Source organism: Paenibacillus sp. J22P169 (assembly GCF_059691995.1).
On record NZ_JCAUAO010000001.1, the window covers coordinates 2887213 to 2913851 of the forward strand.

Annotated in this window: 26 protein-coding genes and 1 riboswitch; of the genes, 10 read left to right on the plus strand and 16 right to left on the minus strand. The window is 45.5% G+C overall.

Translation table 11 applies throughout. From position 1 onward, the window contains the following. Positions 1-14: 14 nt before the first annotated feature. Positions 15-770 carry a PIG-L deacetylase family protein gene (locus AC58QG_RS13200; RefSeq protein WP_497362478.1) on the minus strand — a complete coding sequence of 252 codons (756 nt, stop codon included), beginning with the start codon at positions 768-770 and terminating at the stop codon, positions 15-17. A gap of 179 nt (positions 771-949) precedes the next feature. Between AC58QG_RS13200 and AC58QG_RS13205 the strand changes: the two genes are divergently transcribed. The 3 genes from AC58QG_RS13205 to htpG all read left to right on the plus strand — a co-directional run bounded on the left by AC58QG_RS13205 (position 950) and on the right by htpG (position 4775). Then, positions 950-1621, plus strand: coding sequence for a DUF559 domain-containing protein (locus AC58QG_RS13205; RefSeq protein ID WP_497362479.1), 672 nt, complete (start codon positions 950-952; stop codon positions 1619-1621). A gap of 51 nt (positions 1622-1672) precedes the next feature. After that, complete coding sequence (locus AC58QG_RS13210) at positions 1673-1804, plus strand: hypothetical protein (protein WP_497362480.1); 132 nt, start codon at positions 1673-1675, stop codon at positions 1802-1804. A gap of 1090 nt (positions 1805-2894) precedes the next feature. Then, positions 2895-4775 (plus strand): molecular chaperone HtpG, encoded by a 1881-nt coding sequence (gene htpG, locus AC58QG_RS13215; protein WP_497362481.1) that lies wholly within the window; start codon positions 2895-2897, stop codon positions 4773-4775. Between the two features lie 53 nt (positions 4776-4828). Here htpG and AC58QG_RS13220 read toward each other — a convergent pair whose 3' ends face one another. Beyond that, complete coding sequence (locus AC58QG_RS13220) at positions 4829-5002, minus strand: hypothetical protein (protein WP_497362482.1); 174 nt, start codon at positions 5000-5002, stop codon at positions 4829-4831. A gap of 84 nt (positions 5003-5086) precedes the next feature. Continuing rightward, positions 5087-5184, plus strand: a riboswitch (cyclic di-GMP riboswitch). Between the two features lie 42 nt (positions 5185-5226). On the opposite strand from AC58QG_RS13220, the gene AC58QG_RS13225 reads away from it, so the two are divergent. Together AC58QG_RS13225 and AC58QG_RS13230 are read left to right on the plus strand one after the other, a co-directional pair. Continuing rightward, on the plus strand, positions 5227-5415 hold the full coding sequence (locus tag AC58QG_RS13225) for a hypothetical protein (RefSeq protein WP_497362483.1): 189 nt from the start codon (positions 5227-5229) through the stop codon (positions 5413-5415). A 282-nt stretch (positions 5416-5697) separates the two neighbouring features. Beyond that, positions 5698-6120, plus strand: coding sequence for a DUF4183 domain-containing protein (locus AC58QG_RS13230; protein WP_497362484.1), 423 nt, complete (start codon positions 5698-5700; stop codon positions 6118-6120). 82 nt (positions 6121-6202) lie between these two features. Here AC58QG_RS13230 and nrdR read toward each other — a convergent pair whose 3' ends face one another. After that, positions 6203-6682: a transcriptional regulator NrdR gene (nrdR, locus tag AC58QG_RS13235; protein WP_497362485.1), complete on the minus strand. Its 480-nt coding sequence runs from the start codon at positions 6680-6682 to the stop codon at positions 6203-6205. Between the two features lie 111 nt (positions 6683-6793). Here nrdR and AC58QG_RS13240 point away from each other — a divergent pair, with 111 nt between their 5' ends. Beyond that, positions 6794-7003: an alpha/beta-type small acid-soluble spore protein gene (locus AC58QG_RS13240; protein ID WP_065855582.1), complete on the plus strand. Its 210-nt coding sequence runs from the start codon at positions 6794-6796 to the stop codon at positions 7001-7003. 99 nt (positions 7004-7102) lie between these two features. Here AC58QG_RS13240 and AC58QG_RS13245 read toward each other — a convergent pair whose 3' ends face one another. The 5 genes from AC58QG_RS13245 to polA all read right to left on the minus strand — a co-directional run bounded on the left by AC58QG_RS13245 (position 7103) and on the right by polA (position 12734). Further along, entirely contained in the window at positions 7103-7687 is a 585-nt protein-coding gene (locus tag AC58QG_RS13245; RefSeq protein ID WP_497362486.1) for a lytic transglycosylase domain-containing protein, read from the minus strand. Beyond that, positions 7684-8280, minus strand: coding sequence for a dephospho-CoA kinase (gene coaE, locus AC58QG_RS13250; protein WP_497362487.1), 597 nt, complete (start codon positions 8278-8280; stop codon positions 7684-7686). The genes AC58QG_RS13245 and coaE overlap by 4 nt, the downstream gene beginning before the upstream one ends. 35 nt (positions 8281-8315) lie before the next feature. Then, a complete protein-coding gene (locus AC58QG_RS13255; RefSeq protein WP_497362488.1) occupies positions 8316-9056 on the minus strand; it encodes an MntP/YtaF family protein in 741 nt (246 codons plus the stop codon). A gap of 99 nt (positions 9057-9155) precedes the next feature. Next, positions 9156-10016, minus strand: a complete 861-nt coding sequence (mutM, locus tag AC58QG_RS13260; protein ID WP_497362489.1) for a DNA-formamidopyrimidine glycosylase — start codon at positions 10014-10016, stop codon at positions 9156-9158. Positions 10017-10070: 54 nt separating this feature from the next. After that, the gene (gene polA / locus AC58QG_RS13265; protein ID WP_497362490.1) at positions 10071-12734 is read right to left on the minus strand and encodes a DNA polymerase I; all 2664 of its coding nucleotides are present in this window, start codon (positions 12732-12734) and stop codon (positions 10071-10073) included. Between the two features lie 132 nt (positions 12735-12866). On the opposite strand from polA, the gene AC58QG_RS13270 reads away from it, so the two are divergent. Further along, positions 12867-13616: an HAD family hydrolase gene (locus tag AC58QG_RS13270; RefSeq protein ID WP_497362491.1), complete on the plus strand. Its 750-nt coding sequence runs from the start codon at positions 12867-12869 to the stop codon at positions 13614-13616. Positions 13617-13646: 30 nt separating this feature from the next. On the opposite strand, the gene AC58QG_RS13275 is transcribed toward AC58QG_RS13270, so the two are convergent. Next, a complete protein-coding gene (locus AC58QG_RS13275) occupies positions 13647-15389 on the minus strand; it encodes a GGDEF domain-containing protein (protein WP_497362492.1) in 1743 nt (580 codons plus the stop codon). A gap of 189 nt (positions 15390-15578) precedes the next feature. On the opposite strand from AC58QG_RS13275, the gene AC58QG_RS13280 reads away from it, so the two are divergent. Next, positions 15579-17150, plus strand: a complete 1572-nt coding sequence (locus AC58QG_RS13280; RefSeq protein ID WP_497362493.1) for a response regulator — start codon at positions 15579-15581, stop codon at positions 17148-17150. Positions 17151-17212: 62 nt separating this feature from the next. Here the strand turns inward: AC58QG_RS13280 and phoU are convergent, their stop codons facing one another. From phoU to AC58QG_RS13305, 5 genes are all read right to left on the minus strand, one after another. Then, positions 17213-17872 (minus strand): phosphate signaling complex protein PhoU, encoded by a 660-nt coding sequence (gene phoU, locus AC58QG_RS13285; RefSeq protein WP_056616685.1) that lies wholly within the window; start codon positions 17870-17872, stop codon positions 17213-17215. 23 nt (positions 17873-17895) lie between these two features. Further along, entirely contained in the window at positions 17896-18663 is a 768-nt protein-coding gene (gene pstB, locus AC58QG_RS13290) for a phosphate ABC transporter ATP-binding protein PstB (protein WP_497362494.1), read from the minus strand. A 3-nt stretch (positions 18664-18666) separates the two neighbouring features. After that, the gene (gene pstA / locus AC58QG_RS13295) at positions 18667-19524 is read right to left on the minus strand and encodes a phosphate ABC transporter permease PstA (protein ID WP_497362495.1); all 858 of its coding nucleotides are present in this window, start codon (positions 19522-19524) and stop codon (positions 18667-18669) included. Further along, on the minus strand, positions 19521-20459 hold the full coding sequence (pstC, locus tag AC58QG_RS13300) for a phosphate ABC transporter permease subunit PstC (protein WP_497362496.1): 939 nt from the start codon (positions 20457-20459) through the stop codon (positions 19521-19523). The genes pstA and pstC overlap by 4 nt, the downstream gene beginning before the upstream one ends. Positions 20460-20620: 161 nt before the next feature. After that, complete coding sequence (locus tag AC58QG_RS13305) at positions 20621-21541, minus strand: phosphate ABC transporter substrate-binding protein (protein WP_497362497.1); 921 nt, start codon at positions 21539-21541, stop codon at positions 20621-20623. A gap of 262 nt (positions 21542-21803) precedes the next feature. Between AC58QG_RS13305 and AC58QG_RS13310 the strand changes: the two genes are divergently transcribed. Continuing rightward, positions 21804-23705 (plus strand): methyl-accepting chemotaxis protein, encoded by a 1902-nt coding sequence (locus AC58QG_RS13310; RefSeq protein WP_497362498.1) that lies wholly within the window; start codon positions 21804-21806, stop codon positions 23703-23705. Between the two features lie 96 nt (positions 23706-23801). Here AC58QG_RS13310 and motB read toward each other — a convergent pair whose 3' ends face one another. Continuing rightward, complete coding sequence (gene motB, locus AC58QG_RS13315) at positions 23802-24608, minus strand: flagellar motor protein MotB (protein WP_497362499.1); 807 nt, start codon at positions 24606-24608, stop codon at positions 23802-23804. Continuing rightward, positions 24605-25402 carry a flagellar motor stator protein MotA gene (gene motA, locus AC58QG_RS13320; RefSeq protein WP_497362500.1) on the minus strand — a complete coding sequence of 266 codons (798 nt, stop codon included), beginning with the start codon at positions 25400-25402 and terminating at the stop codon, positions 24605-24607. Before motA ends, motB begins: the two co-directional genes overlap by 4 nt. A gap of 352 nt (positions 25403-25754) precedes the next feature. Here motA and AC58QG_RS13325 point away from each other — a divergent pair, with 352 nt between their 5' ends. Next, positions 25755-26618: an aldo/keto reductase gene (locus AC58QG_RS13325; protein WP_497362501.1), complete on the plus strand. Its 864-nt coding sequence runs from the start codon at positions 25755-25757 to the stop codon at positions 26616-26618. The last annotated feature ends 21 nt before the right edge of the window (positions 26619-26639 follow it).

The window sequence follows — 26639 nt, forward strand, 5'->3', positions numbered from 1 at the left end:
TAATTTGTATCAGCTTAGCTGTATAGTGCGGATGGGAAGAAGTGCAGCTGATGCGAAGTCAGTACTTTAAAAGCTTCAGCATAGCCCCTTGCTTCTGGGTCCTGTTTTAACTTGCCAAACAATTGTAGCGCTTGATAGTCAAAATACCCCTTAACCAAGGGCCAATTAATGTTGTCGAATTGACTCTTATGGGCCAAGATAGACGCAATTTTGGTTTCCCAATGTGCCGTAACGTCAATGAACGTATTCGGGTGCGAAGTCGCATAGAACGCGATTTGCGGCACTTCATGCGGCTTAGAGCCTGGGAATAGAATCTCATTTGATGAGAAGAGCATCGCCGAAGCAACCGCTTTTCCTGTTTTGATATGATCCGGATGTGCCTCATAGGGCATCCACGGATCTACCGTCATCAGTAAGTCCGGCTTCTCTTCACGGATAATCGGAATGAGCTTGGCAAGCAGTTCCTCTTCCGTGTAGTTCCCCATGTCTGGTAAATCAAGTGCAATTTGCTTGGACACGCCTAAAATGTCACCAGCAGCCATCCGCTCTGAACGGCGAATCGCAGCGATCGCTTCTGGCTCTACTTCGCCAGTTGATCCACTGCCTCTGCCATCCGTAACCGTAATGTAAACGATTTCACAACCGCGCTGTGCAAGTTCGTATAACGTTCCAGCTGCCCCAACTTCATTATCATCAGGGTGAGGTTGAACGCATACGACTTTTTTAACATCCAACAAATCAGGAAGACCTAATATTCGTCTAATATCCATGTGACATCCCTCCAATATGTCACATTCTATCATAAAAAGTGGAGAATTGTCGAAAATGTTCCCTCGTTAAATGAAGGGATTTCAGTTATGCTTATTTCCAAGAGACGAAGAACGTCCCTGTCCATTTTTCATTCATGGCACAGGGGCGTTTTTCTCATTTTATAGGAGGAGAAGAGCACATGAATTTCGAGCACGTACATGCTTTATGGATGCAAAACCATCTGGACCGTAGAACCGGAGAACGCAGAGGCCGCTTGGCGCGCGGACATCGGGAGGCCGAAAGACTCTTTTGTCAGGGAGTCTGGTGGGAGCTCCGAGGAAATTTCGATGAGTTACACCCAGAATTCGAAGTGTTGGATTGGCGTGGACGTTCGTATTTCTGCGATTTCGCCTGGCTGACGAAATTTGTGAAATTGATCATCGAGATCAAAGGATACGGCCCGCACGTAAGAGATATGGACAGGCAAAAATACTGCAATGAGCTAAATCGAGAAACCTTTCTTGCTGCGATGGGGTATCAAGTCATTTCATTTTCTTATGATGACGTCGCGAATCGCCCTGACCTATGTATCACACTGCTTCGCATGTTGATTAGTCGATTTCAAGCCATCTCTACGCCCACTAGTCTGAGCAATGTGATGGAACGGGAAATCATCCGGCTTGCCTATACGCTCGCGCAACCACTACGCCCAATTGATATTAGAACACATCTTGATATCAACTACCGCTCAACCGTTCGCGTGCTCCAAACACTCTGCGACAAAGGCTGGTTTATCCCACACACCGGAGCTGAGGGAAAGCATATTCTTCGTTATGAGCTAGTAAAAAGGGAGCATATTCGCATGTGGTGAGTTACGGTGGGTTTGGTGGGGGATGGTTGATGATTGGGTGGATAATGGTGGATGCATGGGTGGGGATGGTTGATGCGTCAGGATGGTGGGTCTGGTGAGTTCGGTGAGTTCGGTGAGTTCGGTGAGTTCGGTGGGTTCGGTGGGGTTGGTGGGGCGATGATTTGGATGCTTGGGTGGCGGTAATGAGGATGCGTTGATTGGCGGGGTTGGTGGGGTTGGTGGATAGTGATGGGTAGGTGGGGCGATGATTTGGATGCGTGGATGGCGGGGATGAGGAGGGGTGAATTGGCGGGTGATGGCGGGTGATGGTGGATAGTGATGGGTAGGTGGGGCGATGATTTGGATGCGGGGATGGCGGGGATGAGGAGGGGTGAATTGGCGGGTGATGGCGGGTGATGGTGGATGCGTCAGGATGGTGGTGGAGCTCTGGCAAGCTATTTAATTGGAAGTTGTTTGAGGCATATGCTGAGTAATGCTGGATTGATCTCTATGAAAAATGCAAATAGGCAACCTTTTCTCCTCATTCATGCCCGAAATTAGCAAATGCGTGCAAATAGGCAACCTTTTTATCGAATTTCAAGAATATCTTCTCAAAATACTCCAAATTGATGCCTTTTTGCATCAATTTCCAATACATGAGGGAAAACCGATTTCAAAACTGCACTTTTGCAGTTTTGACAGTGTTATCTGCCTTGAGGACTTGTAGTCCCCACTAGGTCATCTACCTAACTCTATCGGACATTTCATTCCTTGATTCCCGCTCCCAATTACTCAGTTCTCTCATTACTTAACTACTCTCACTACTCAATGCTCATACTACTTAACTACTCTCACTTTACTCTCCTAATTCTCTTTAATCTACCTACTCTCACATAATCCACCTTACTCTCCTTACTCCCCCTACTCTACCCAATCACCTTACTTTACCGTACTCTACCTAATCTCCTTACTTTACCTTACTTTACCTTACTTTACCTTACCCTCCTGACTCCACCTTACTCTCACTACTCTCACTTCTTTCACTAATCCACATTGCTGCTCATTTCTCCGTTTACGCCCACTCCTCCCATTACGCCTCATCAGGACATCTCATCCGTACATCGTGGCTTCAAACGCCATCTCAACGTAAAACGCCCCGCAACATCACATAAATTCTCTCCATGCCAATTGACATTAAATTTCAGGGATGTTATAAAGTTAGTGTATAGCACTCACGGCGTGCGAGTGCTAATTATTTATAAAACCCTGCTACATATCGAAAGGAGATCTATCCGTGGAAAAGAAACAGTTTCAAGCCGAATCCAAGCGTCTTTTGGAAATGATGATCAATTCGATTTACACACAACGTGAAATCTTTCTAAGAGAGCTTATCTCCAACTCCAGCGATGCGATTGACAAAATCTACTACAAAGCACTGACAGACGACTCGCTCGTTTTTGACAAAGATAGCTACTTCATCAAAATTACTGCCGATAAAGAAAATCGCATCTTAACGATTCGCGATACCGGTATCGGGATGACCAAAGAAGATCTTGAGAACAATTTGGGGATTATCGCAAAGAGCGGCTCACTTGCTTTCAAGAAAGAGAATGAAGCCAAAGACGGTCACAACATCATTGGTCAATTCGGGGTAGGCTTCTATTCCGCCTTCATGGTCGCTGACCACATCGCAGTAACAAGTAAAGCCCTTGGCAGTGACACAGCTTACAAATGGGAATCCGATGGCGCAGACGGGTATACGATTGCACCAGCAGAGAAGGATTCGATTGGTACGGAGATTGTCCTTTCCATCAAAGCGAATACCGAAGATGATAACTACGACGAATACTTGGACGAGTATCGCTTGAAAGCTATCATTAAGAAATATTCCGATTTCATCCGTTATCCTATTAAAATGGACATCACAGGCAAGCGTTTGAAAGAAGGCAGCGAGAGCGAATTCGAGGACTATCAAGAAGAGCAGCACGTGAACAGCATGGTGCCGATCTGGCGCAAAAACAAAAGCGAGCTTACTCCTGAGGATTACGAGAAGTTCTATCATGAGAAACACTACGGCTTCGACAAGCCGCTTAAGCATATTCATGTGAGTGCAGATGGCGCGGTAGTCTACCAAGCGATCCTCTTTATCCCTGAAAACATGCCTTATGACTACTATTCCAAAGAGTATGAGAAAGGCTTGGAGCTTTACGCGAACGGCGTTCTCATTATGAATAAATGTGCGGATCTGCTTCCTGACTATTTCAGCTTCGTTAAGGGTATGGTCGATTCCGAAAGCTTATCGCTTAACATCTCCCGCGAGATGCTGCAGCACGATCGTCAACTCAAATTAATTGCGAAGAATATCTCCAGCAAAATCAAAGGACAGCTGCAAAGCCTCCTGAAGGACGAGAGAGAGAAATACGAGCAATTCTACAAGTCCTTCGGCAGACAGCTTAAATTCGGTGTTTACAGCGACTACGGTACGCATAAAGAGCTTCTTCAAGATCTATTGATGTTCTCCTCCTCCAAAGAGAAAAAGCTCGTCACGTTGGACGAGTATGTAGCGAGAATGCCAGAAGATCAGAAGTACATTTACTATGCTTCCGGTGAGTCTATGGAAAGAATTGATAAGCTTCCGCAAACGGAGCTTGTGACCGATAAAGGCTACGAGATTCTATACTTCACAGATGATATTGATGAGTTCGCAATTAAAATGATTATGTCTTATAAAGAGAAAGAATTCAGATCGGTTTCAAGCGGGGATCTCGGTATTGATGTAGAGGATAACCAAAACGATTCTGAGTCTGACAAGAAGGAAAATCAAGATCTTTTCGACTACATGAATGGCTTACTGGCTGGTAAAGTGACAAGCGTTAAGGCTTCCAAGCGCTTGAGAAAGCATCCGGTATGCTTATCCACAGATGGCGATGTCACCATCGAAATGGAAAAAATCTTGAACGCAATGCCGAACAACCCTAATGTTAAGGCTGAGAAAGTATTAGAAATCAACGTCAATCATGACGTGTTCGCTTCCTTGAAGGATGCTTTCGAAAAAGATAAAGAGAAATTGAACCTGTACACGGCGCTCTTGTATAATCAAGCCCTTCTTATCGAAGGTTTGCCTTTGCAGGATCCAGTTGAATTCACGAATGATATTTGCAAAATCATGGTTTAAAGATCCATTCAAGCACAGCAACTTCCTTGTTGCTGTGCTTTTTTTATTTTTAGCTAGGATGGTTCCGAAGGAGAAACAGGCTCTACATGCGCATAGGCGTGAATAGCTTCTGGTCGATTATAGACATAAGCGAGTAAGCGAGCTTGATCAAGGCCAAGCGCCTCCGCTACCTTAACAATATCCAATTCATAAATATTTTTACTGGATTGTGGGCTATTGACGGACATATGCTTCAACCATCCTTCGAATTAATGTATTAATAGCACGATAATCCTAACCTGTGATATAGTTTTCATATAAAGACTCTATCGGTATGACAAAGGCAAAATCACTGAAAAGTGGTGACGCAAAGCTAGAGGGACTAATTTGGCAATTTGTCTATTGTCCAATATGTCAGCCAGCTACCGCCTCCATCCGATGATGAGAGTACGACAAAGGAGGAATCTACATCATGAATAAAACGGTGATTGACGGCAATATGAGTCTAGACGTAATGCAATTGATTGATAACTTGCACCTTCCTGATCATGATATTTTGGACATGTTCTCTTTCTCTTTTGGCAGTGACCTATTGACAGCTGAGGAAGCTATCCGATTTATTCAATTTCTTCGAGAAGAACTGGACAAACGCACTCAATAACCGAATTATGCCTTATCGCTAACAAAAATACAGTCGGTTGATGTCAATAGAATATTTTTTTTTCAAAAGCTCATGAGGGCGCGTCGTTATTGACTTTTCTCTCATAAAACAGCAAAAGACAGCGCACGAGTCGCTGTCTTTTTTTTATTTTTTGTCACATTTCGAAAAAAAACAAATCAATTCGTGTCATCCTCTGAATTTCCCAAACAAACAAGCTGTTTCTAGCATAATATATAGGACTACTAGATTGACAACTAATCACTCCCTGAAAGGAGGACAACCATGAGCTTACACTTGATTACCCTCCATTTAACGGCGACTAGTGTGGTTACTGGAACGATTACAACAACGACGACAACGACCCTTACCCCGCTTGTCAAACGATTCACAGCAAATGTGGTATTAGGAAACATTCTTGCAGGTGTGACAACGATTCCTTCATCTAGTTTCAGAGACGACTCAGGTGCTAACCTTCCTGCCAATAGCCTAACGGTACCTGGAAGTAACGGGTACTACAATGTATTCGTAAATGGTGTTCTTCTATTAGGCTACTTAACAACTTTAACGACCGCTAATTTAGTGATTAATAATGCGCTCACCATTGGGGTTACCGTCAATTTAGAAACGTTATCGTTCACAGCGTCCTCTACCTCCACCTCAACAACGAACAATCTGATTGTCACAACAACTATTCATACAAACTAGCATGGAATATAAACATAGAAAGCCGCGTCACCTCATGATACGTTCACGAGGTGACGCGGCTTTTGTAATTGATCAGTTCTACTTATTTGTCCCTAAGTAGACTGACATCATGCTTTCCCAATATTTGCGTTAACTCCTTCAAGAACATGTTAATGTCCTTGAACTGCCTATAGACAGAGGCGAAGCGAATGTAGGCCACTTCATCGACGGGGTACAATTGTTCCATCACAATTTCACCAATGCCTAGGCTATCGACTTCAGCATGTGCCGTAGTTCGAAGCTGCATTTCAACTTCAGAGACGAGCATCTCTAGCCGCTCCATGGAAACCGGTCTTTTTTCACAAGCGCGAATTAAGCCCCGTAAAATTTTCTCTCGACTAAATTCTTCCCGACTTCCATCTTTTTTAATCACAATTAAAGGTGTTTCTTCTACCATTTCGAAAGTCGTGAATCTTCTCGCGCATTTCTCGCATTCACGGCGCCGACGAATGGATTTATTCTCATTGGCAGACCTGGAATCAAGCACTTTCGTACCAGAATGGTCACAGAACGGGCATTTCATTCGCTTTCCTCTCCTTTCTCTCTTGGAAATATCTTTACCAGATGTTACATGTCTTGAAGTTTGGAGTTCTGCACACAATAGATTTACCAACCGACAAGGAGGTGAACAGACATGAGCTCAAGCAATACTTTAGTCGTTCCACAAGCTAATGCAGCCTTGGATCAGTTGAAGTACGAGGTAGCTCAGGAGCTAGGTATCGCTATCCCACAAGATGGCTACTATGGCAACATGACTTCTCGTGACACTGGCTCTATTGGTGGTAGCATTACTCGTCGCCTGGTGCAAATCGCAGAACAATCTCTAGCAGGTCAATTCAAGTAATCTTGATTAAACCAAGCTTTTGATTCTGCCAACAGGAAGTATTGGACTCTTCGCTCCCCCGGGAGCTAGTCCAATGCTTCTTTGTTTTGCTGAGATCTACTAAGCATCCCCGCTCCCTTGCCATTGCTCCGTGTAAAGCTTCGTATACTTCTCATAGTAATAGAGCACACGTTGCACATAATGTCGTGTTTCTCCAAAGGGAATATCACTGATATTCGACTCTGTTCCGTCCCACACATTATTGTTCTTCCATTTATTCACATTGCCTTGTCCCGCATTATACGCCGCTATCGCGTAGACTAAATTCCCGTTATAATGCTTGATCAACCAATTCAGATACCAAGATCCCAAATAAATATTAATATCTACACGAAGCAAATCTTCTTGCGTATGAGGCCCTAAATTCGACGATTCAACAATCCACTCTGCGGTATCAGGCATAAGCTGCATAAGCCCTAATGCCCCTTTTCTTGACTCTAAATGATATTTATAATTCGTTTCAACGCGAATAATGGCTGCAATTAGAAACGGATCTATATTGTGTTTCGCCGCGCTTTGCCTAATCTCCTGCTGAAAGTAGATCGGGTATAGCTTTCTACCTATAATTGCGCTATTCATGAAGAGGATCATGACAAAAGCAATAAGCAGAACAGCAAACATTCGTTTTTTCCGAAAGAACGTCATGCTAATCCCTTCCCTGCCCAAAACCGCTCCACCCTCATGTTGGTTTCTTCCCAAGTCCCACTATTATCAATTACGATATCCGCGAGTTTTCGTTTCTCTTCAATCGACATCTGTGCATCTAGCCGAAGCTGGGCAGTCTCTGCAGACAAGCCGTCTCGCTGCATCAGTCGTTCCAACTGCAAGTGCCGCGGAATATAAACAACCATGATCTCCTCAAACATGGAAACAAGATTTGATTCTATGAGTAAAGGAACATCGACCACAACCAGCTTTGTGGGAAAGTCCCGTTCATACGATGTCATCTGCTCGCGCATCCTTGCCCGAATAGGGGGATGAAGCAAGCCCTCTAACTGTATTCGTGCTTCAGGGGATCCAAAGATGATTTCACCGAGCTTCTTACGTTGCAGAGATCCATCAGGGCCAATCATAGCTTGTCCAAAAGCAGAAGCAACCTGTTCAAGAACAGGGCTGCCAGGCTCGACAACATCACGAGCGATCTGATCGGCATCGATTAAAAGGGCGCCACGGCTAACGAGCATGCGGCTGACCGTACTTTTTCCACAGGCAATACCTCCTGTTAAGCCGATATTCATAAGCTCTTCTCTCCTAAAAGTTCATTGATAGTGAACTATAGCATTTTCAAAAGTCCCATGATAATAAGTACACATCCTGGAAGGATAGACAGCTTTTTCATCCAGTTCATCTCGGCATATCGGAAACCAATCCGCAAACCGACTGCAAGCAAAGAACCACTTGAAATGGAAATGACAGAAGCCGTTAACAACGGCACAAAGCCGATAAGAGCAGCACCAATTCCCGCTCCGAAAGCATCCAAAGAGAGCGCTAAGCCGAGCAAAGTAGCCTCAGAAGCTGAAATATTCCCTGACTTATCTACATCCGCGATGGAAGGCGTTCTTAATATTTGAATCACAAGCCCAAAGCGTTTCAGCTCAATACTGAGAATCTCTTTGGTTCGCTGCAACGTGTCGAACGTCACAGGCTCTACATATCCGGAGTTGCGAATATCCGCATAGGGCATGCTGCTGACCATTGCTTGGTCTAGCGCAGCAGCTGTTTGCTCTTGTTGCGTTTGGTTCTTCTGCCCTTGTCTCATTTGAATAAGGGCCCACACGCCAATACCGATTAAAATGATAGCCCCAATACGCCTCGCAAATCCAGGGGACATGAAGGAAGACATCAAAACGCCGATCTGCATCGATGTAAAAATGATGATACCAGACCATAGCGATATAATTCCAATTGAAACAAGTGGTATCCGGATTTTGCGTAACCCATACATGACACCAACACCGAATCCGTCCAATGAAACCGCAAATGCCAAAATGAGCAGAGAAATGACAGGGAGCATACAAACCCTCCTAAGCGTTTTACCTAAATAACAAGCCTTGCGGGCTGTTTATCTGGGCTAAGTACTCCATATCATATGGGGAGGGTACGCTTCTCGTGCCTATTTCTCAGACTTCTTTACTGACCGCTTGGGCTTCATTGGTTGACAAGTGAGACAAGTGTGTGTCCCTCTGCCACCAACAACCGTTTTCACAATTTCATTACCGCACGTTTTGCAAGGCTGTGATTGTCTGCCATAGATGTTCAATTGGTGCTGGAAAAGGCCGATTTCGCCTTGACCATTCACATAGGATTTTATGGACGATCCGCCTACCTCAACCGAATCTTGGAGGGTACGAATGATCGACTCATGCAACAAGGCAAGCTCCTTCTTACTCAGTGAGGAAGCTTCCCTTTCGGGATGGATGCCCGCCAAGAAGAGGGACTCGTCTACATAAATATTCCCGATGCCCACGATATATGCTTGATTGAGCAGCAGCGGCTTGATCTTCGTAGCTCGATGGGCAATGACCCCACGAAAGGCTTCGAAAGTGAACGCCTCATCGAGCGGCTCAAGACCGAGTTTAACGAGCGGAGGCTGCGTAAGCTCTTCCCCCTTAGGGAATAGATGCATCGTGCCGAATTGCCGCACATCCTTGTACCGCAGCTCACTGTTATCCGTAAAACGAAACAATACATGCGTATGCGGCTCTAGCGGGTCATCGCCTGCATACAAGCCATAGCGGCCTTCCATGCGCAAATGGGAGACCATTACGTAGTCCGTGAGCACGAAGCGAAGAAACTTCCCTCTTCGTTCAATCGTTTCAACGGTTTGTCCTTGCAGCAACGTCTCAAACTGCTGAATATCATCAGGCTTTTGAATAATCCGAGGCAGCCTAACCTGGACATAGGCGATCGTTTTTCCAGTAATTAACTCATTAAGTGTTCGTTTGACGGTTTCGACCTCGGGTAGCTCAGGCAAGGTGTTCACCTCCTTCTAGTTGTTGGGAGCAGCTCTTACGCGGATGCAACCAGTTTACTTCGCATCATACCAAGTAAGTCCGAAATCGACGTCTGCACGTAACGGAACGTCCAGCTTCAGCGCAGCCGCCATGACTTCAGGCACAAGCAGACGCATCGTTTCCAGCTCATCTGCCGGCACCTCGAAGACCAGCTCATCGTGTACTTGAAGCAGCATGCGGCTCTTCAGTCCATCTTTCACCAAGCGATCTGCCATTTGAACCATGGCCAGCTTAATGATATCTGCGGCAGTACCTTGAATTGGTGTATTCATCGCCGTACGTTCGGCGAAGGAACGGATATTAAAGTTCGAATGTGTAATTTCAGGCAACATCCGCCGACGTTGCAGCAACGTCGTTACGAACCCATCCGCGCGAGCATCCTTGACGATTTCATCCATATATCGGCGAACCCCTTGGAATACTGCGAAATACTGTTCAATGAATTGCGCAGCTTCCCGACGGGTTATGTCTAAGTTTTGAGACAAACCATAATCGCTAATTCCGTATACGATACCGAAGTTAACGGCTTTCGCTTGACGGCGCATATTGCTGTCGACGGCACCTTCTTCCACACCGAAGACGTCCATTGCTGTCTTCGTGTGGATGTCCATATTCTGAAGGAACGCTTCCTTCAGCTTCTCATCCTGCGAGATATGCGCTAGCACGCGCAGCTCGATCTGGGAGTAATCCGCAGCAAGAATGTACCATCCAGGCTCGGATGGAACGAAGACCTTGCGGATCTTACGGCCCTCCTCCAGACGAATCGGAATGTTCTGGAGGTTCGGGAACTGGCTGCTGAGGCGCCCCGTCGCGGCAATGGTCTGCCGGTAATAGGTATGCACCTTACCGGTCTCAGGCCGCACCTCTTTGAGCAGCCCCTCGACGTACGTCGATTGCAGCTTCGCTAGTGAGCGGTAGTGCAAGATCTGCCCGACGACTTCGTTGTAGGGCGCAAGACGTTCCAGCACCTCGGCATCCGTCGAGTAGCCGGTCTTGGTCTTCTTCGAAGCTGGCAGCCCCAGCTTCTCGAACAGAATCTCACCGAGCTGCTTCGGTGAGTTGATGTTGAACTCGACGCCAGCGAGCTTGTAAATGCTGGACATGATCGTGTCCAGCTGTTTACCAAGCTCCATGCCGAGCGTTTTAAGCCCCTCGGCATCCACCGCGATGCCGCGCATCTCCATCTCCGCGAGAACGCCGGAGAGGGGCAGTTCAAGCTCGTAGAAGAGGCGGTGCATGCCGCTCTTCTCTAATTCATCGCGCAGCACGGGGACCATGCGCGCCATCGCCATCGCTTTGCGGCCCAAGTGGTCGCTAAGCGCAGCCAGTTCCGGCAGGCGAAACTTCGCGCCCTTGCCGAACACATCTTCGTCTGCCTTCACGGCCGGCAGACCATATTTCACAGACAGGCCGCTCATGCTGAGATTCGACTCCGTCGGATCGAGCAGATAGGCGGCCAGCAGCACGTCGAAATCCACCCCTGCGAGGTGGATGCCCTGCCAAGCCAGCGCCAGCTGCGCACGGTGCAGGTCGAAGAGCTGCTTCTTCTTCGAAGCATCGCTGAGCCAATCACGCAGCGGCTTGCCCGCATCGCTTTGCAGCAGAGCAAATGGGACGTAATACGATGTATTCCCACTCCCATCATCCACAAACCACACGACGCCTACCATGACGGCTTGATGGGGATTCTCACCAACAGCTTCCACATGGATAGCGGCATGGTCGTCCAACTGGGCAATCAGTGTACCTATATTGGCTTCAGTAACCGCAACAGCTTCCAGACTCTCGACGACGAGATCTTCCGCCTCAACGCTGACAGTACCGAAATCCAGCTTCTCTAGCAGTGATTTGAACTCCAGTTTGCGAAACATACTGGATAACGCTTGTCCATCGAAGCCATCATATCGGAACGAATCCCAGGCTGTTTCCATCGGAACCTCACGGTAAATGGTCGCCAATTCCTTACTCATGAGGGCACTCTTGGCATTTTCTTCAACTTTTTCTTTCATTTTGCCTTTCAGACTTGCTGTGTTTGCTAACACTTCTTCGACAGAGCCAAAGTCATGCAGCATTTTGAGAGCCGTCTTCTCACCTACACCGGGAATACCTGGAATATTATCGGACGTATCGCCCATGAGACCTTTCAAATCAATGATTTGATTCGGCGTAAGCCCGTATTTCTCTTTGATAGCTTCAGGATCGAAGCGGTCCATTTCACTGATGCCCTTGCGGGTAATCGCGACCGTAACTTGCTCTGAAGCGAGTTGCAGCATATCCTTATCCCCAGATACGAGAAGAACCTTCTCCCCTTTCGCATCCGCAGCTTTCGTCAACGTACCAATAATGTCATCCGCTTCATAGCCTGATAGCTCGAATTGCGGAATTTTGAAAGCCTTCAACAAATCTTTTATTAACGGAAATTGTTCAGAGAGTTCTGGAGGCGTTTTGGCGCGACCACCTTTGTACTCCGCATATTCTGTATGTCGAAACGTAATTTTCCCCGCGTCGAAAGCAACGAGAAAATGGGTTGGCTTTTCTTCTTCAATCAATTTCAGCAGCATGGTCGTAAAGCCATAAACCGCATTGGTATGTAATCCGCTTGAATTGCTGAGCAGCGGCAACGCATAGAAGGCACGAAACGCAATTGAGTTGCCATCAATAATAATAAGCTTATCCATAAGTTCCACCTCAATTTTAGACATACTTCCTTCATCATAGCATACGAAATTAAAATAAAAAAACGGTTCCCTACATAAACATGTAAGGAGTGCATGTAAGGATGGTCCGGTCTTCAGAAGGAGGTTCTCCGTATGAGTCCTTTTTTCTCACCCACACGTAAAAAGGTTATATTTTTTGATATGAATAATACAATCCTAGATCGCAGGCAATGCTTCGATTCCGCTTTTATTGAAGTTATGCAGGATTTCACGGCAAGGTGGGAAACAGAGGATACGAAACTGACCGCACAAGAGGCTCTGATTAGCTATAAGGCCGAGTGGAGCCGCCATCGTAAAACACCTATCCGAAGCCCCATCTCGCCCGACGAGCTGCGGCATATTTGTTTAATCAAAGCGCTCCACCCTTTTCCGATGCAGGTAAACACCGCGTTTACTCGCTCCTTTTTCCATCAAATTGAAGAAAAAGAGGACAATTTCGTCGCCTTATTCCCGGGGGTTGAAGATACGCTGGAAGTGCTGTCTCGTCACTATAAGCTGGCTATCATCAGTAATGGGAATCGGAATAGGCTGCAACGTAATTTGGAGAAGATGAAGCTGACCTCATGGTTTGATCAGGAGCGTTTATTTACGACGGAGAATGATGGACCGCGCAAGCCGCATCCCGCGATTTTTGAGCAAGCCCTAAAATCGATGAGTGCGGCTGCGTCTCAAAGTGTGATGGTTGGAAATTCATGGCGTAACGATGTGGTAGGCGCGGCTTCAACGGGGATGGATGCGGTATGGATTCACCCGGCCAATATTAAGAAAATATCGGAGAGGCGAATCGGTAAGCAAAAAGTCATCATCGTTCGTTCCTTCAAACAATTGATTTATACGTTCTGAGTGTTGTTAGATCATGATCTTATGTAAGCTCTATCCTAATGCTTGGAAAAAGTAAATACTGCCTTGATGCGCCTTCGCTTGCTTCTTTAACTGAGCAGCCGTTTGCGAGATGTGCTCAAGCGCAATGGGGGACTCACAACTGCACATGACTAACGACAGCGACAACGTGACCCCCTCGCTCTTCACCTGCATACCGCTCCGATCAACCACATGCTCCCATTCTTCTCCCTCGTAGAACAGCCTTACACCCGCTTCAAAGCGATTAATGATTTCCTGACAGAGCAGCATCGGCGATAGGGTCGTAGAGATCGCGATAAAATCGTCTCCCCCAACATGCCCTACAAAATCATGCGGTGTTCCATAAAAGGCAATCGATTGCTGCATCACATCCGCTGTGTACTGGATGAGTTGGTCCCCTTTTTGAAAACCAAATCGATCGTTGAACCATTTGAAATAATCCAAATCTGCATAGATGACATGAAAGGGCTGTTTCGCCGTAAGTCGCTTGTTCAATTCTCGATTAATTTGCAAATTCCCTGGGAGACCTGTCAGCGGATTAGCCACACGAGCGGACTCCATCCTTACATTCGTAATACTCTCAAGAATCGTTCGTATCGACGCAATACCCGCCATTTTCCCATGACTCGTAATAATAACAAGATCGTACAGATGGTGGATGGCACGCGAGGTTGCTAGAAGGGACACTTGCTCAACAGCCACCTGCTCGTCAACAATCAATGGGGAAGCATCCATCAGGCTATCAATTGTCCGATTCCAGTACAAGGAGTAAGCATATTGCCCCGCCAAATGCTGAAACAAGCGATCTCTCATCACGAGCCCCATCGGCCTCTCTTCATGAACGATGACCACCCCGACGGCTTCTTGATTCTTCTTGAAGTAATCCGCTACCTGTGAAATCATTGCTTGCATATGAAACATGCCTACAGGTGTTTTCAGCCCGCCGATATGCCAAGTCATATTGCCTCCTTGTACATTGCGATACTGCCAAATGATCATTTTATGCGTATCCTGAAGCTGTGCTGGTGATGTGGAGGGCTTTCCGAGCAGGAAGCCTTGCGCATAATGCACACCCATTTGTGTTAATTTGGCCAGCTCCTCTATTTGTTCAATCCCCTCAGCGATCAATGAAATGTTCATTTTATGGGCAAATGTAACGAAGGTTTCGAGAATATACGCTTTCACTTTATTCTTATGAATATTTTCAATCAGAGAACGATCTATTTTAATAAAATCCGGCTGCAGCTCAGCAATCGCTTGGAGTGACGAATAACCTGCTCCCGCGTCATCGATCGCGATTCGGTAGCCTTGCGTCCGATAATGGGCAAGAATTTTCTTGGCAAGAGAGAAGTCCTCGATTGAGCTCCTTTCTGTAATTTCAAACACCACATTGCTAGGGCTAAGTCCATATTTCTGCAAGATATCCAGTGTTTTACCTGGTACAAATCCAGGATCCTCTAAGACGTGAGATGAAATATTGATAAATAGCAACTGATCTTGGTGCTCCAAAATGGCGCCTTGGATGGCCTTCTCGCGTGCCAACTGTTCCAAACGATACAGCTCGCCTTGTTGTTCTGCATATTGAAACAATCCTAACGGGGAATGAAACGGAGAATCGGCGGGACCGCGGGTTAAGGCTTCATAGCCCATTACTTGACCATCCCGTAACGAAACAATCGGCTGATATACGGAAGAAATACGTTGATCCTCCATTAGCTTTTGGAACTGTACTGCAACGTCTGCCTGAGCATTCATGTCCATCATCCCTCATCTATTTCTGCATGTATACCCAGTCTATCAAACCAAATGATAGGCTTGATTAAGCTAATGTAAAATGTAGGTAAAGACTTTTGAAAAAAAAGAGGGAATTACACTTTTTCCTCGAAAAAGTGTGGTATGGATTGTTAGGTGCCTATAGCAGATCACGTGCGGAAAGGACAATAGATGGAACAACAAGTAAAAATCTTGGCGGTAGATGATCGCTATGAAAACTTGCTGGCTCTGAATAGCATTCTGGCCTCTTCTTCCTATGACGTTATTTCTTTACAATCAGGGGAGGAAGCACTTCGCTATTTATTAAAAGAACCTGCTGATCATATTGCAGTTATTTTGATGGATGTGCAGATGCCAGGGCTTAGCGGCTTTGAAACCGTAGAATTAATAAAGCAACGGAAAGCTTGTCAAGATATCCCAATCATTTTCTTAACCGCACTGAGCACCTCGATCGAGCATGTCTTGCGAGGCTATCACGTGGGCTCGATTGACTACTTATTTAAACCTGTGCATCCCAAAATGCTGCGCATGAAGGTCGATGGTTTCGTAAATATGCATCTGAACCATCAGAAACTGAAGGCACAGAGTGAACTTTTACATAAACGCACTTTGGATCTAGAAGAAACGAACCGCAAGCTCGCAGAAGCTGAGGAGAAACTCATTGAGCAAAACTTGCTTCTTGAGAATTGGGTAGAAGAACGTACGTCTGAGCTCGTCGATGCCCATGAGAGGCTTATGAACTCACAGGAGCATTTCAAGAAAATGTTCATTCTTTCCCCTTCATTAATGGCGATCCGGCGTTTGCCTGATCTTACTTATCTGGATGTCAATGAAAGCTGGAAGCAGCATACAGGCTATGGCGACGAGGTTATTGGTACATCCATGAATCTCATGCGCGACGATCTTAACAATGCAGCGAAATATGGCGATATTGTTCGTAATGAGAAGGTCCGCTACGTCACCAAGTCTGGCGACATTCGTACTGCTCTACTATCCACTGAGATTATCGATATTGAGGATGAAAACTGCTTGCTCCATGTTGCAGTAGACATTACTGAAAGCCTTCGTTTCGAAACCGAAATGGCGCGCTTAGCTCAATTAAATCTAGTCGGCGAAATGGCCGCAGGTATTGCTCATGAAATTAGGAATCCGATGACAACCATTCGTGGTTTCCTTCAACTTTTTCAAGAAAACGACCGCCATATGCAAAAAGAATATATCCCTATCATGTTAGAAGAATTAGATAGAGCCAACGATATCATCACGGAATATCTTTCTCTTGCCAAAAATAAGCAATCTTATCAGCGTCCTGAGAATATTAACCGCATCATTGAAAGCTTACTGCCATTGATTCAAGCAGAAGCTGTCATGTCAGGTAAGCATGTGAATGGTCAATTCGGCTATTGTCCGGAGATCCAGCTCGACGACAAAGAAATGCGTCAGCTTATTCTGAACATGTGTATGAACGGACTTGAAGCGATGAGCATCGGTGGAACATTGAATATTGAAACCTATCAGGAGACTGAACACGTCGTTCTCTTAATTGCTGACCAAGGCAGTGGCATCAAAACAGAGCACTTAGAGAAGCTAGGTCGCCCCTTCTTCACCACGAAGGATGAAGGAACTGGGCTAGGCTTAGCCATCTGCTACAGTATTGCTGCTAGGCATCATGCTACGATTGAAGTGAGCTCCAGCACGAAAGGCACGACCTTCTTAATTCGCTTCCCGCTACAGTCACAATGAAGAAAGGGCCATCCCCGCTAGTAGATTAACCTACTTGTGGGGACAGCCCTTTTATTTATTTCTTATACGTTCAGATCTTTACGTTTTCCAGTAACCATATAGATGACACCTTCGCCGATGTTCGTGGTATGATCTGCCACTCGCTCCAAGAAGTGTGCGACAAATAACAGATGAGTCAATTGACGATTCCGATGATAATCCGTCCCCATCATCCCCATTAACTCCTGCATCACCGTGCTATAAAGCTTATCGACACGGTCATCCTTCTCGGCAAGTGATGCCGCCCTATGTACATCACGTTCTGTATAGGAGAGAAGGCTCTCGTGCAGCATTTCGATGGCAATTTCGGCCATTTGCGGAATGACTTCAAGCGGCTTCACTAACTCTTCCCCCGCGAAACGAATCGTTATTTTGGCAATATCAACGGCATGATCCGCGATACGTTCCAAGTCCGTGGCAATCTTCAGTGCCGTTCCGATGATCCGAAGATCACTCGCCATTGGTTGTTGTAAGGCAATTAATCGTAAACACAGCTCATCGATGGTCGTTAAATAGTCATCAATGAGATCATCCTTCTGGATGACTTGCTGCGCAGCCTTCTCATCCAACTTAGCGAGCGACTCCACGGATGTATAAATTAAATCCTCAACACTTTCTCCCATTTGCTGTAATTCTTTTTGCAATAGTGCCAACGATTGATGAAACCCTGGTCTTGCGTCCATGTAAATCTCTCCCTTTGTGTGTTTTAGCCGAATCGTCCCGTAATATAATCTTCTGTACGTTGATCATTCGGATTCGTGAAGATCTTATCGGTTTGATCTGTTTCAACTAAATAACCGTTAAGGAAGAATGATGTCATATCTGATATTCTAGCTGCTTGCTGCATGTTGTGCGTCACGATGATGATCGTATACTTCTCTTTTAAGGTTTGTGTTAGTTCTTCAACTTTCAGTGTTGAAATAGGATCCAAGGCCGAAGTTGGCTCATCCATCAGCAGTACATCAGGCTCAACCGCAAGGAGACGGGCAATACATAACCGTTGCTGTTGTCCACCCGATAATCCCATAGCAGACTTATTCAGTCGATCCTTAACTTCGTCCCAAAGCGCAGCTTGTACGAGACTGCGTTCTACTATTTCATCTAACACTGCCTTCTTCTTGATACCATGAATCCGCGGACCATAGGCGATATTATCATAGATGCTCATTGGAAATGGATTCGGACGTTGGAACACCATGCCTACACGCTTGCGCAGCGAAACGACATCGGAATCAGATCCATAAATGTTGTTTCCGTCTACGGCTACATTCCCAGTGATCCGCACGCTATCAATAAGATCATTCATGCGGTTTAAGGTACGAAGGAAGGTAGATTTCCCACAACCGGAAGGACCAATCAACGCTGCAATAGTTCCGGTTTCAATACTTAAATCTACGTCGTGAAGTGCTTGATTATCTCCATAAAATAAATTTAATTTCTCTGCTTTAATCTTATACTTCGTCGCAATAGCCATGTGTTATTTCCCCCCGGAAAGTCTTTTTTGTAAGATTCGACTTGGTATCGAAACCAGAAGATTGAAGATTAGGACAACGATTAGCAGTAAAGCAGCACTGCCTTTAGCGATTTCTTTCGCATCTGGAACAAGTGATTCTGCACCGATGTACCAAAGATGTACGGAGAGCGTCTCTCCCATTTTGAGCGGATTGAAATCAGGGAAAAAGCGTGAAACGGACAAGCCAGCTGTATAAATGAGAATCGCTGATTCACCAAGCGCACGGCCGGCAATTAACGTGATTCCAGTAATCAAGTTTGGTAAAGCCGCTGGAATGAGTACTTTACGGATAGCCTGCCATTTCGTCGAACCCAGCGCCAAGCTAGCTTCCCAATAGGAGTCAGGTACCGTGCGAATGGCTTCCTCGGTAACCCGCACCATGACGGGTAAATTGAGCAGTGCAACGGTGGCCGCGCCACCAAGGATTGAAAATTTGAGCCCCAATAAATTAGCGAATAGTAGAAATCCGAAAAGACCAAAAACGATGGATGGTACAGAAGATAGTGCCTCAACAGAAATTCTGACGAGGTCAGTGAACCAGTTCTTTTGCGCATAAATAGCTAGGTAAATCCCTGAAAATAAACCGATCGGAATCGAAATTACGAGTGACAGGAACAACACATAAAATGAGTTGAAAAGCTGTGGTCCGACCCCGCCGCCTGCTTTAATTTCTTCCGGTTTACCGAAGATGAAATGCCAGGATAAGTGCGGGATACCATCGCCTAGTATGCGAATGAGAAACCATGCCAGAATCCCAATAATAAGAATGCCTGATGACCAGAAATAGATGGTTGCAATGCGGTCCGTTGTTTTACTTGTCATTTGAGTTCACTCCTCTTAGCTACAATACGAATAATGAGAATGAGAGATAAGGAGATGACAAGTAGAAGCAAAGCCATCAGATAAAGCGCATTGTTCCATGTTGAACCGTAATTGGTATTCCCCATATCTTTGACGATCGCGGTAGTTAGCACCGTTGTAGAGTCGAGCAGCGATTTCGGCATTTGCGGTGAATTCCCGATCACCATGAATACAGCCATTGTTTCGCCAATTGCGCGACCCATCCCAAGGATGATTGCTGTCAGAATCCCAGGTCTCGCGGCTGGCAAGAGTACACGCCACATGGTTTGCCAACGTGTTGCTCCCAAAGCCAGGGAGGCTTCTTCCAAACGACCAGGAAGCGAACGAATCGCATCTTCGGAAATGGACAGAATAGTAGGAAGGATCATAATGGCTAAGATAATGGCCGCGGGCAAAATACCATAGCCGACTCCGCCTGTTATTTTACCTAAAGCAGGTACAATGACGGTCATCCCGATCAGTCCGTATACAACGGATGGGATACCTACGAATAGATCCGTAGCAGGACGCATGATCTCGCGCATCCATTTGGGTGCGATTTTAGCCATAAACAAGGCACCTGACAAAGCTAACGGAACGGAAATGATGACAGCCACAAGTGTCATTAGCAGCGTGCTGTATAGAAAAGGAAATGCTCCGAATTTATTTTGGCCAGGCGTCCAATCTGTAGAGAAGAAAAATTCTAGCGGACTTACACCTTGAAAGGTCTTGATACCTTGCATACCTACGAAAATAATGATAGAGAAAATGATGGCAGAAACTAGTGCAGCACTACCTACAAACAACCACCTCATTATTCTATCTTGTCTATGCTGTCTTTGGGTCCATTTGGTGATGACTGGACGATTCCTCTCGTCCGCTTTGGCGCTGGTTAGTTGATCTACTATGGAATTCACGTCGTGATTCCCCTTTCTCTACATTACACAAGACTTACTATTATCATAGAATATGAATGTCATTGGATCGTAAATGATTTGTTAAGGGAATGTAAAAGTTTTGTTTTTATTAATAAAAAAAGAGCGCTGCATGGTATGCAGACGCTCCTTGAAGTTGTTCCTTATTTTTTCAACAAATCAGCTGGTAAGAACTTCAACTCACGAACTTGCTTCGCTTGGAATTCTTTGCTGGAGATATACTCGATGAATGCTTTAGCTGGATCTTTTGCTTCACCTTTTGTATACATGTGCTCAACACCGAACAATTTGTATGTGCCGTTTTTGATGTTATCTTCTGTGAAAGCTACGCCATCAAGTTTCAACGCTTTTACTGTGTCATCGATATAAGGTGTATCTACATAACCGATTGAACCGGATTGACCAACAACTGCTGTTTTCATTGCACCGCTGTTTTCTTGTGTAATACCATCTTTGGTAAATTCTTTACCATCAAGAATGATATTCTTTACTAGAGTACGGGAACCTGAGCTATCTGGACGGTGAACAAGAACGATTTTCGCGTCATTGCCGCCAACTTCTTTCCAGTTCGTGATTTTACCCATGTAAATATCAGCTGCTTGTGCTTTCGTTATGCTATCTACTTTCACATCTTTATTAACGATAAATGCGAATGGTGCGATAGCTACTTGGTGATCAACAAGGCCTTTATCTTTATATTCAGCAGCTGGCTCAACGTCGGAGTTACCAATGTCGGAAGTACCGTCAGCTACGTTCTTGATTCCTGTACCTGAACCACCAGCTGTTACGTTAATCGTTACCTTTGGGTTCTTTTCCATAAACTCAGTTGCCGCTTGTTTAACTAATGGAAGAAGTGCGCTGGAGCCAGAAGCTGTTACTGTACCCGTTAATTCTGTTTTAGGTGTATCAGAAGGTTTGGCAGAAGCTGATGCTGCTGTCGTAGCTGCTGTTGTTGCAGCTGCATTGTTCGTCTCTGTTTTAGCGCCGCAACCAACCAAAGTCCCCATCATTAATACCGCGGATAATGTAAATGTAATTCCTTTTCTCGACATGAAGTTAAACATAGTTAACATGTCCTCCTTTGAATGTATGTTGCTGGATTTGGTTTTGTTCGATCCCCATCTTCTTGTGTGTGTCGAACGACCTTACTTCCATATGGTAACAAGCGAATGTAAAATCCAAACCCTCGAAACGTAAACGTAATGTAAAACTTTTAATTTACAAATCGTTTACATAGTTCGACGCTTTAGTTAATAGAAGCCCCCTATATTAATAAGTAATTAGACGGATCATGTCTAAGCTTGTCTATTTATAGGAGGTATACATATGCGTTATATGTCTTTGTCCAACTTTTCTATGCGTGCCAAATTGATCGCAAGCTTCAGCGGCGTATTGCTCATTTTCTTGGCCGTGGCCCTGTTCAATCTTCATCAGGTGACGCAAATTAAGCAGCATATGACCGATCAGAACGATAAAGTGGATTTGAAAGTGATGGCGCTTGAGCTGAAAAATATGGTTCAGGAGATGAACATCATCGCTTCTGGCCTTGAGATTTCGAAAAAGCCCGAATTTATTGAGAAATACAATAGTAAACGAAAGCCCTACAACGATTTCATTAAGAAGATAGGCGATACCGCCAGTACCCCCGATCAGCAAAAATGGCGAAGCCAGTTAATCCAAGCATCCGTTGATTACATCAATAATTTCGATACCGCTGCTAAAATGGTTCAAGATCCGAGCATCAAAGCGAATGATCTACAAATTAATCTCCTATACTTATATAGTGAATCGCAAGAACTGAAGGATAATATTTTCGGATTAGTTGATAAGTTCTACATAACCTATGCGGACGGCGCTGCGGCTGCAATTGCTGACTCCTCCAAAGCACTGAATAATAGCCGCACGATCATGTTGGTTGCTTCCGCTTTCGTCTTCTTCCTAACCTTAGTCATCGCGTTTCTCATTATTACATCGTTCACACGACCTATCTTGATCCTGCAAAAAGCAGTAGCACGCATAGCTGCAGGCGATCTAACCCACACCATTAACTCCGCCGCTACCGATGAGCTAGGACAACTAAGCAACAGCTTTGACCAGATGATTAAGCAGGTTCGGCTCATGCTCGGAGCAACGAAAGGTATCGCTTCTTCTTTATCTGCCCATTCTCATGAATTTCATCGTTTCTCACAACTGACAGCTTCAGCTAATACAAATATTTTGAAGGCGATCCATGAGATCTCCACAGGTGCGGATGAGCAAGCGATGAAAACAGAGAGCAGCTCGATACTCATTGCCGAGCTGGAAGATGAGATTCGCGACATCAGCGCGTATACCAATGAAATGAAACGCAGCAGCGACGAGGCTGCTGTCGATGCGCAGCAAGGTACTGCGTCCGTGCAGGCGCTTAAAGCATCGACTGCACAGTCGCAGCTCCTGCTGCAGAAGGTCGACGCGGCGATGCAGACGCTGAGCGCCAGCTCGAAGCAGATCGGCGCCATCGTGCGCTCGATCATGGATATTTCAACGCAGACGAATGTACTTGCGTTGAATGCCGCGATCGAAGCGGCGCGGGCCGGCGCGCACGGGCGCGGCTTCTCTGTGATCGCGGACGAAGTGCGCGAGCTGTCCCTGCAAACGAACGGATCGTCGAAGACGATCAGCGGCATGATCGGGACGCTGCAGGCACAGATTAAGGAGCTGCAGCATTCTCTCGTTGATGCACGTGAATCTGCGTTAACGCAGAGCAACCACGTGGAGGAGACCTTCGGCTCCTTCAGCAGAATTGAGCAATCGACATTAGTCATTCGTGAGCAGATTGTACAGATTCATCAGAAAATCGAGCAAGCCCAATCGAAAAACGACCATCTGGTCGATTCCGTTCAGTTTGTTGCCGCCATTGCGCAGGAAACCGCGGCTGGCGTGGAAGAAGTAAACTCGACCAGCATCCAACAGGACGCTTCGATCCGGCGAATTGCCGAAGAGTCGGATGATATCCTTGAGCTGGCTCAGCAGCTTTTTGCAGAAATCAGTAAGTTTCAGATTGCTGAGGTTGTCGATGCGGATGAGAGCATGCTGATCGAATCAACTGGAGGGCCGATCGTGGAACAAATTGTGGAACAAATCGTTGCGATCGAAGAGGAAATGAACGTAGAGCGGGTATTTGAACAACATCGCGATCCGCTTAAACAGAAGGACATTAAGGGACGAGGAGCCGCTGCTTCAATCTAAAAAAGAATTGGTCGGGGTCAAATAACGACACAAGCGGAGGCAAAAAACAAAGGAGCTAAGCGCATATAAGCCGCTTAGCTCCTTTGTTTTTCAATTTTATTTCGCTATCTCATCGGTTGCTTTGATGTTACGGAGGATGCTTACTTCTACTCGGCGGTTTTTGGCTCGGCCATCTGTCGTCGTATTCTCGGCAATAGGACGATACTCGCCATAGCCAACTGAGGAATAAGACGCTGGCTGAATCTTCGTGTTAACGAGCAACAATTTCATAAAGTTCACGGCGCGCTTGGCACTTAAATCCCAATTGGTCTCAAAATCCGCACGGTGAATAGGGATATTGTCCGTATGCCCAGCCACCTCGACCTGATAGCCAGAGTATTGGCCCAGTAGATTAGACATTGACGTCGCCAGCTTTTGTGACTCTTGCTTGATCGTGGCAGATCCGGAATCGAATAGTGCCTTATCACTTATCGTAATCGTTAGCTTCTCATTATCAAGCTTTGTCGTCAGCTGCTCACTCATGTTGTTTTCTTTAATATAAGCATCCATGCTTTCCTTTAATTCTTTGAGATCCTTCTCTTCTTTCTGGAGCTTAGCAGCTAGCTGGCTTTCGATCTTATTCTCCTCTTTCGAGGGTGGATTCTGGTTCTTATTATTATTTTTGGTTGAATTCGCTGCATTATCAATGGGAATTAAATTCGACATGGCGAATGGCGCTTCGCCACCCGTGAAAGCACTGTTTAATGAGCGCATGATCGTGTCATATTTCTTCTGATCAACCTGTGTTGAAGCAAATAGAATAATAAAAAGGGCAAGTAGTAACGTTAATAAATCCGCATAGGGAATGAGCCAGGTTTCATCGATATGTTCTTCATGATCCTCATGCTTCTTTTTTTTACTCACTGTACGGATGCCCTCCCCTCCGCTCCTTCTTCATAAGAATCACGTTCTTTATTCGGAACGAAAATCATCATTTTTTGCTTCACGGAATTCGCAGAAACGCCAGATTGAATGGAAAGCAAGCCCTCAACCACCATAAGCTTGATTTCGACCTCTTTTTTGGACTTCTGCTTGAGCTTGTTTGCAAAGGGGTGGAACACAACATAACCTAAGAAAATGCCGAACATGGTGGCAACGAACGCTGCTGAGATCAAGTGTCCTAATTTCTCAATTTCACTCAAGTTACCAAGAGCAGCAATAAGTCCGACTACGGCACCAAGTACACCTAATGTAGGTGCGTATGTACCTGCTTGCGTAAAAATACTTGCAAATTTCTTATGTCTAGTTTCCATCTCAGCAATATCTTCAAGAAGAACATCGCGAACAAAATCAGGGTCATTCCCATCGATGATCAAGCGCATACCGCTTTTCATGAAAGGGTCTGAGAGCTCCTCTGCTTGCTTTTCCAACGACAATAGTCCTTCTCGACGAGTAATGCTTACCCAGTTAATGAACGTCTCAATCAACTCTTTTTTGGGCATTAATTTCTGTTCTGTAAAAATAATTTTTAATAAGACCGGAATTTTCTTGATCTCGTCCAGTGAGAAAGCAATAAGCAGTGCTGAAGCTGTTCCACCGAAAATGATTAAGGCCGCGGCTGGATTTAATAAGGCAGCTAGACTTGCTCCTTTTAATACCATTCCAAAGCCAATGGATACTGCAGCTAGCGCAATACCAATAATTGATGATTTTTCCATCCTTCATGCACCTCTTCAAGTAATCGATTATGTATTTCAACTTGTTCGACCAAGCTTTCGACAGTAAATGAGTCCTATATTCATAATAAGTTTAATTGCACATTACCACAATCCTTTTTCACAAAAATATTAGGTCTAAAGACCCATTCGTTCATGATTTCGAACTAATTAGGTCGAATCTTGACGATTAGCTCTTCCTTTTAAGTTACATGGAGATAAGTTGAATTCCTGCTTGTTTCGCTCTCTAACGAAATTCAAATCATATGTGATAGAATTGGTATGTCTTGGTATTCATTTTGGGAACGATAGGACAGTACAACTTCAGCATGCCATTGTAGGAGGAATGATTGGATTGGAGAAAAGACCGTTTGGCTCGACGGGAGCACATTTCCCACTATTAAGCTTTGGCGCTCAGCGTATTGTAGATGAACATAATTGTACGGAGGAACAAGCGATTCAGATTGTGAACCGTGCTATTGACGAGGGAATTACTTATTATGATACTGCGCCAAGCTATTCCAAGGGGCAGTCGGAAGAGCGCTTAGGCAAAGCACTTGCTCTACAAAACCGCAGGGATGAGGTGTGGATTGCCACCAAGACCAATGATCGCACGAGAGATGGCTCCTTGCGGCTTCTCGAAGAAAGCCTGAAGCGTCTGCAAACAGATCATGTCGAGGAATGGCGTCTACATAACATTATGAAAATGGAGGAGCTTGAACAATGCTTTGCCAAAGGCGGAGCACTTGAGGCCCTGATCGAAGCGAAAGAACAAGGCATGATTAAGCATATCTCGATCAGTGGTCATACGAATCCTCGGGTCCAGCTGGAAGCGATTGACCGCTATCCGTTCGATAGCGCACTTGTCGCACTGTCTGCGGCTGATCACCTCGTCTATAGCTTTGCTCATGAATTTCTGCCGAAGGCCAATAACAAAGGCATCGCAATCATCGGCATGAAGGTCATGGCGCTTGGTAAATTAGCGCCGTGGTATGAGAAAGCATTGCGGTATACATTGTCCTTACCGATCTCAACTGCCATTGTAGGCATGGAGTCTATGGAACAGCTCGAACAGAATCTGGCCATTGCTAACAACTTCACACCAATGACCGATCTCGAGCAGCTCGATTTTCTGAAGGAGATTATGCATCTGGCGAACCCGGACGTTCTGAAATGGAAATCGACAGATTGGGTTTCCGGCGAATGGTATGTGCGATAGAAACAGTGAAAGCCCGATAAG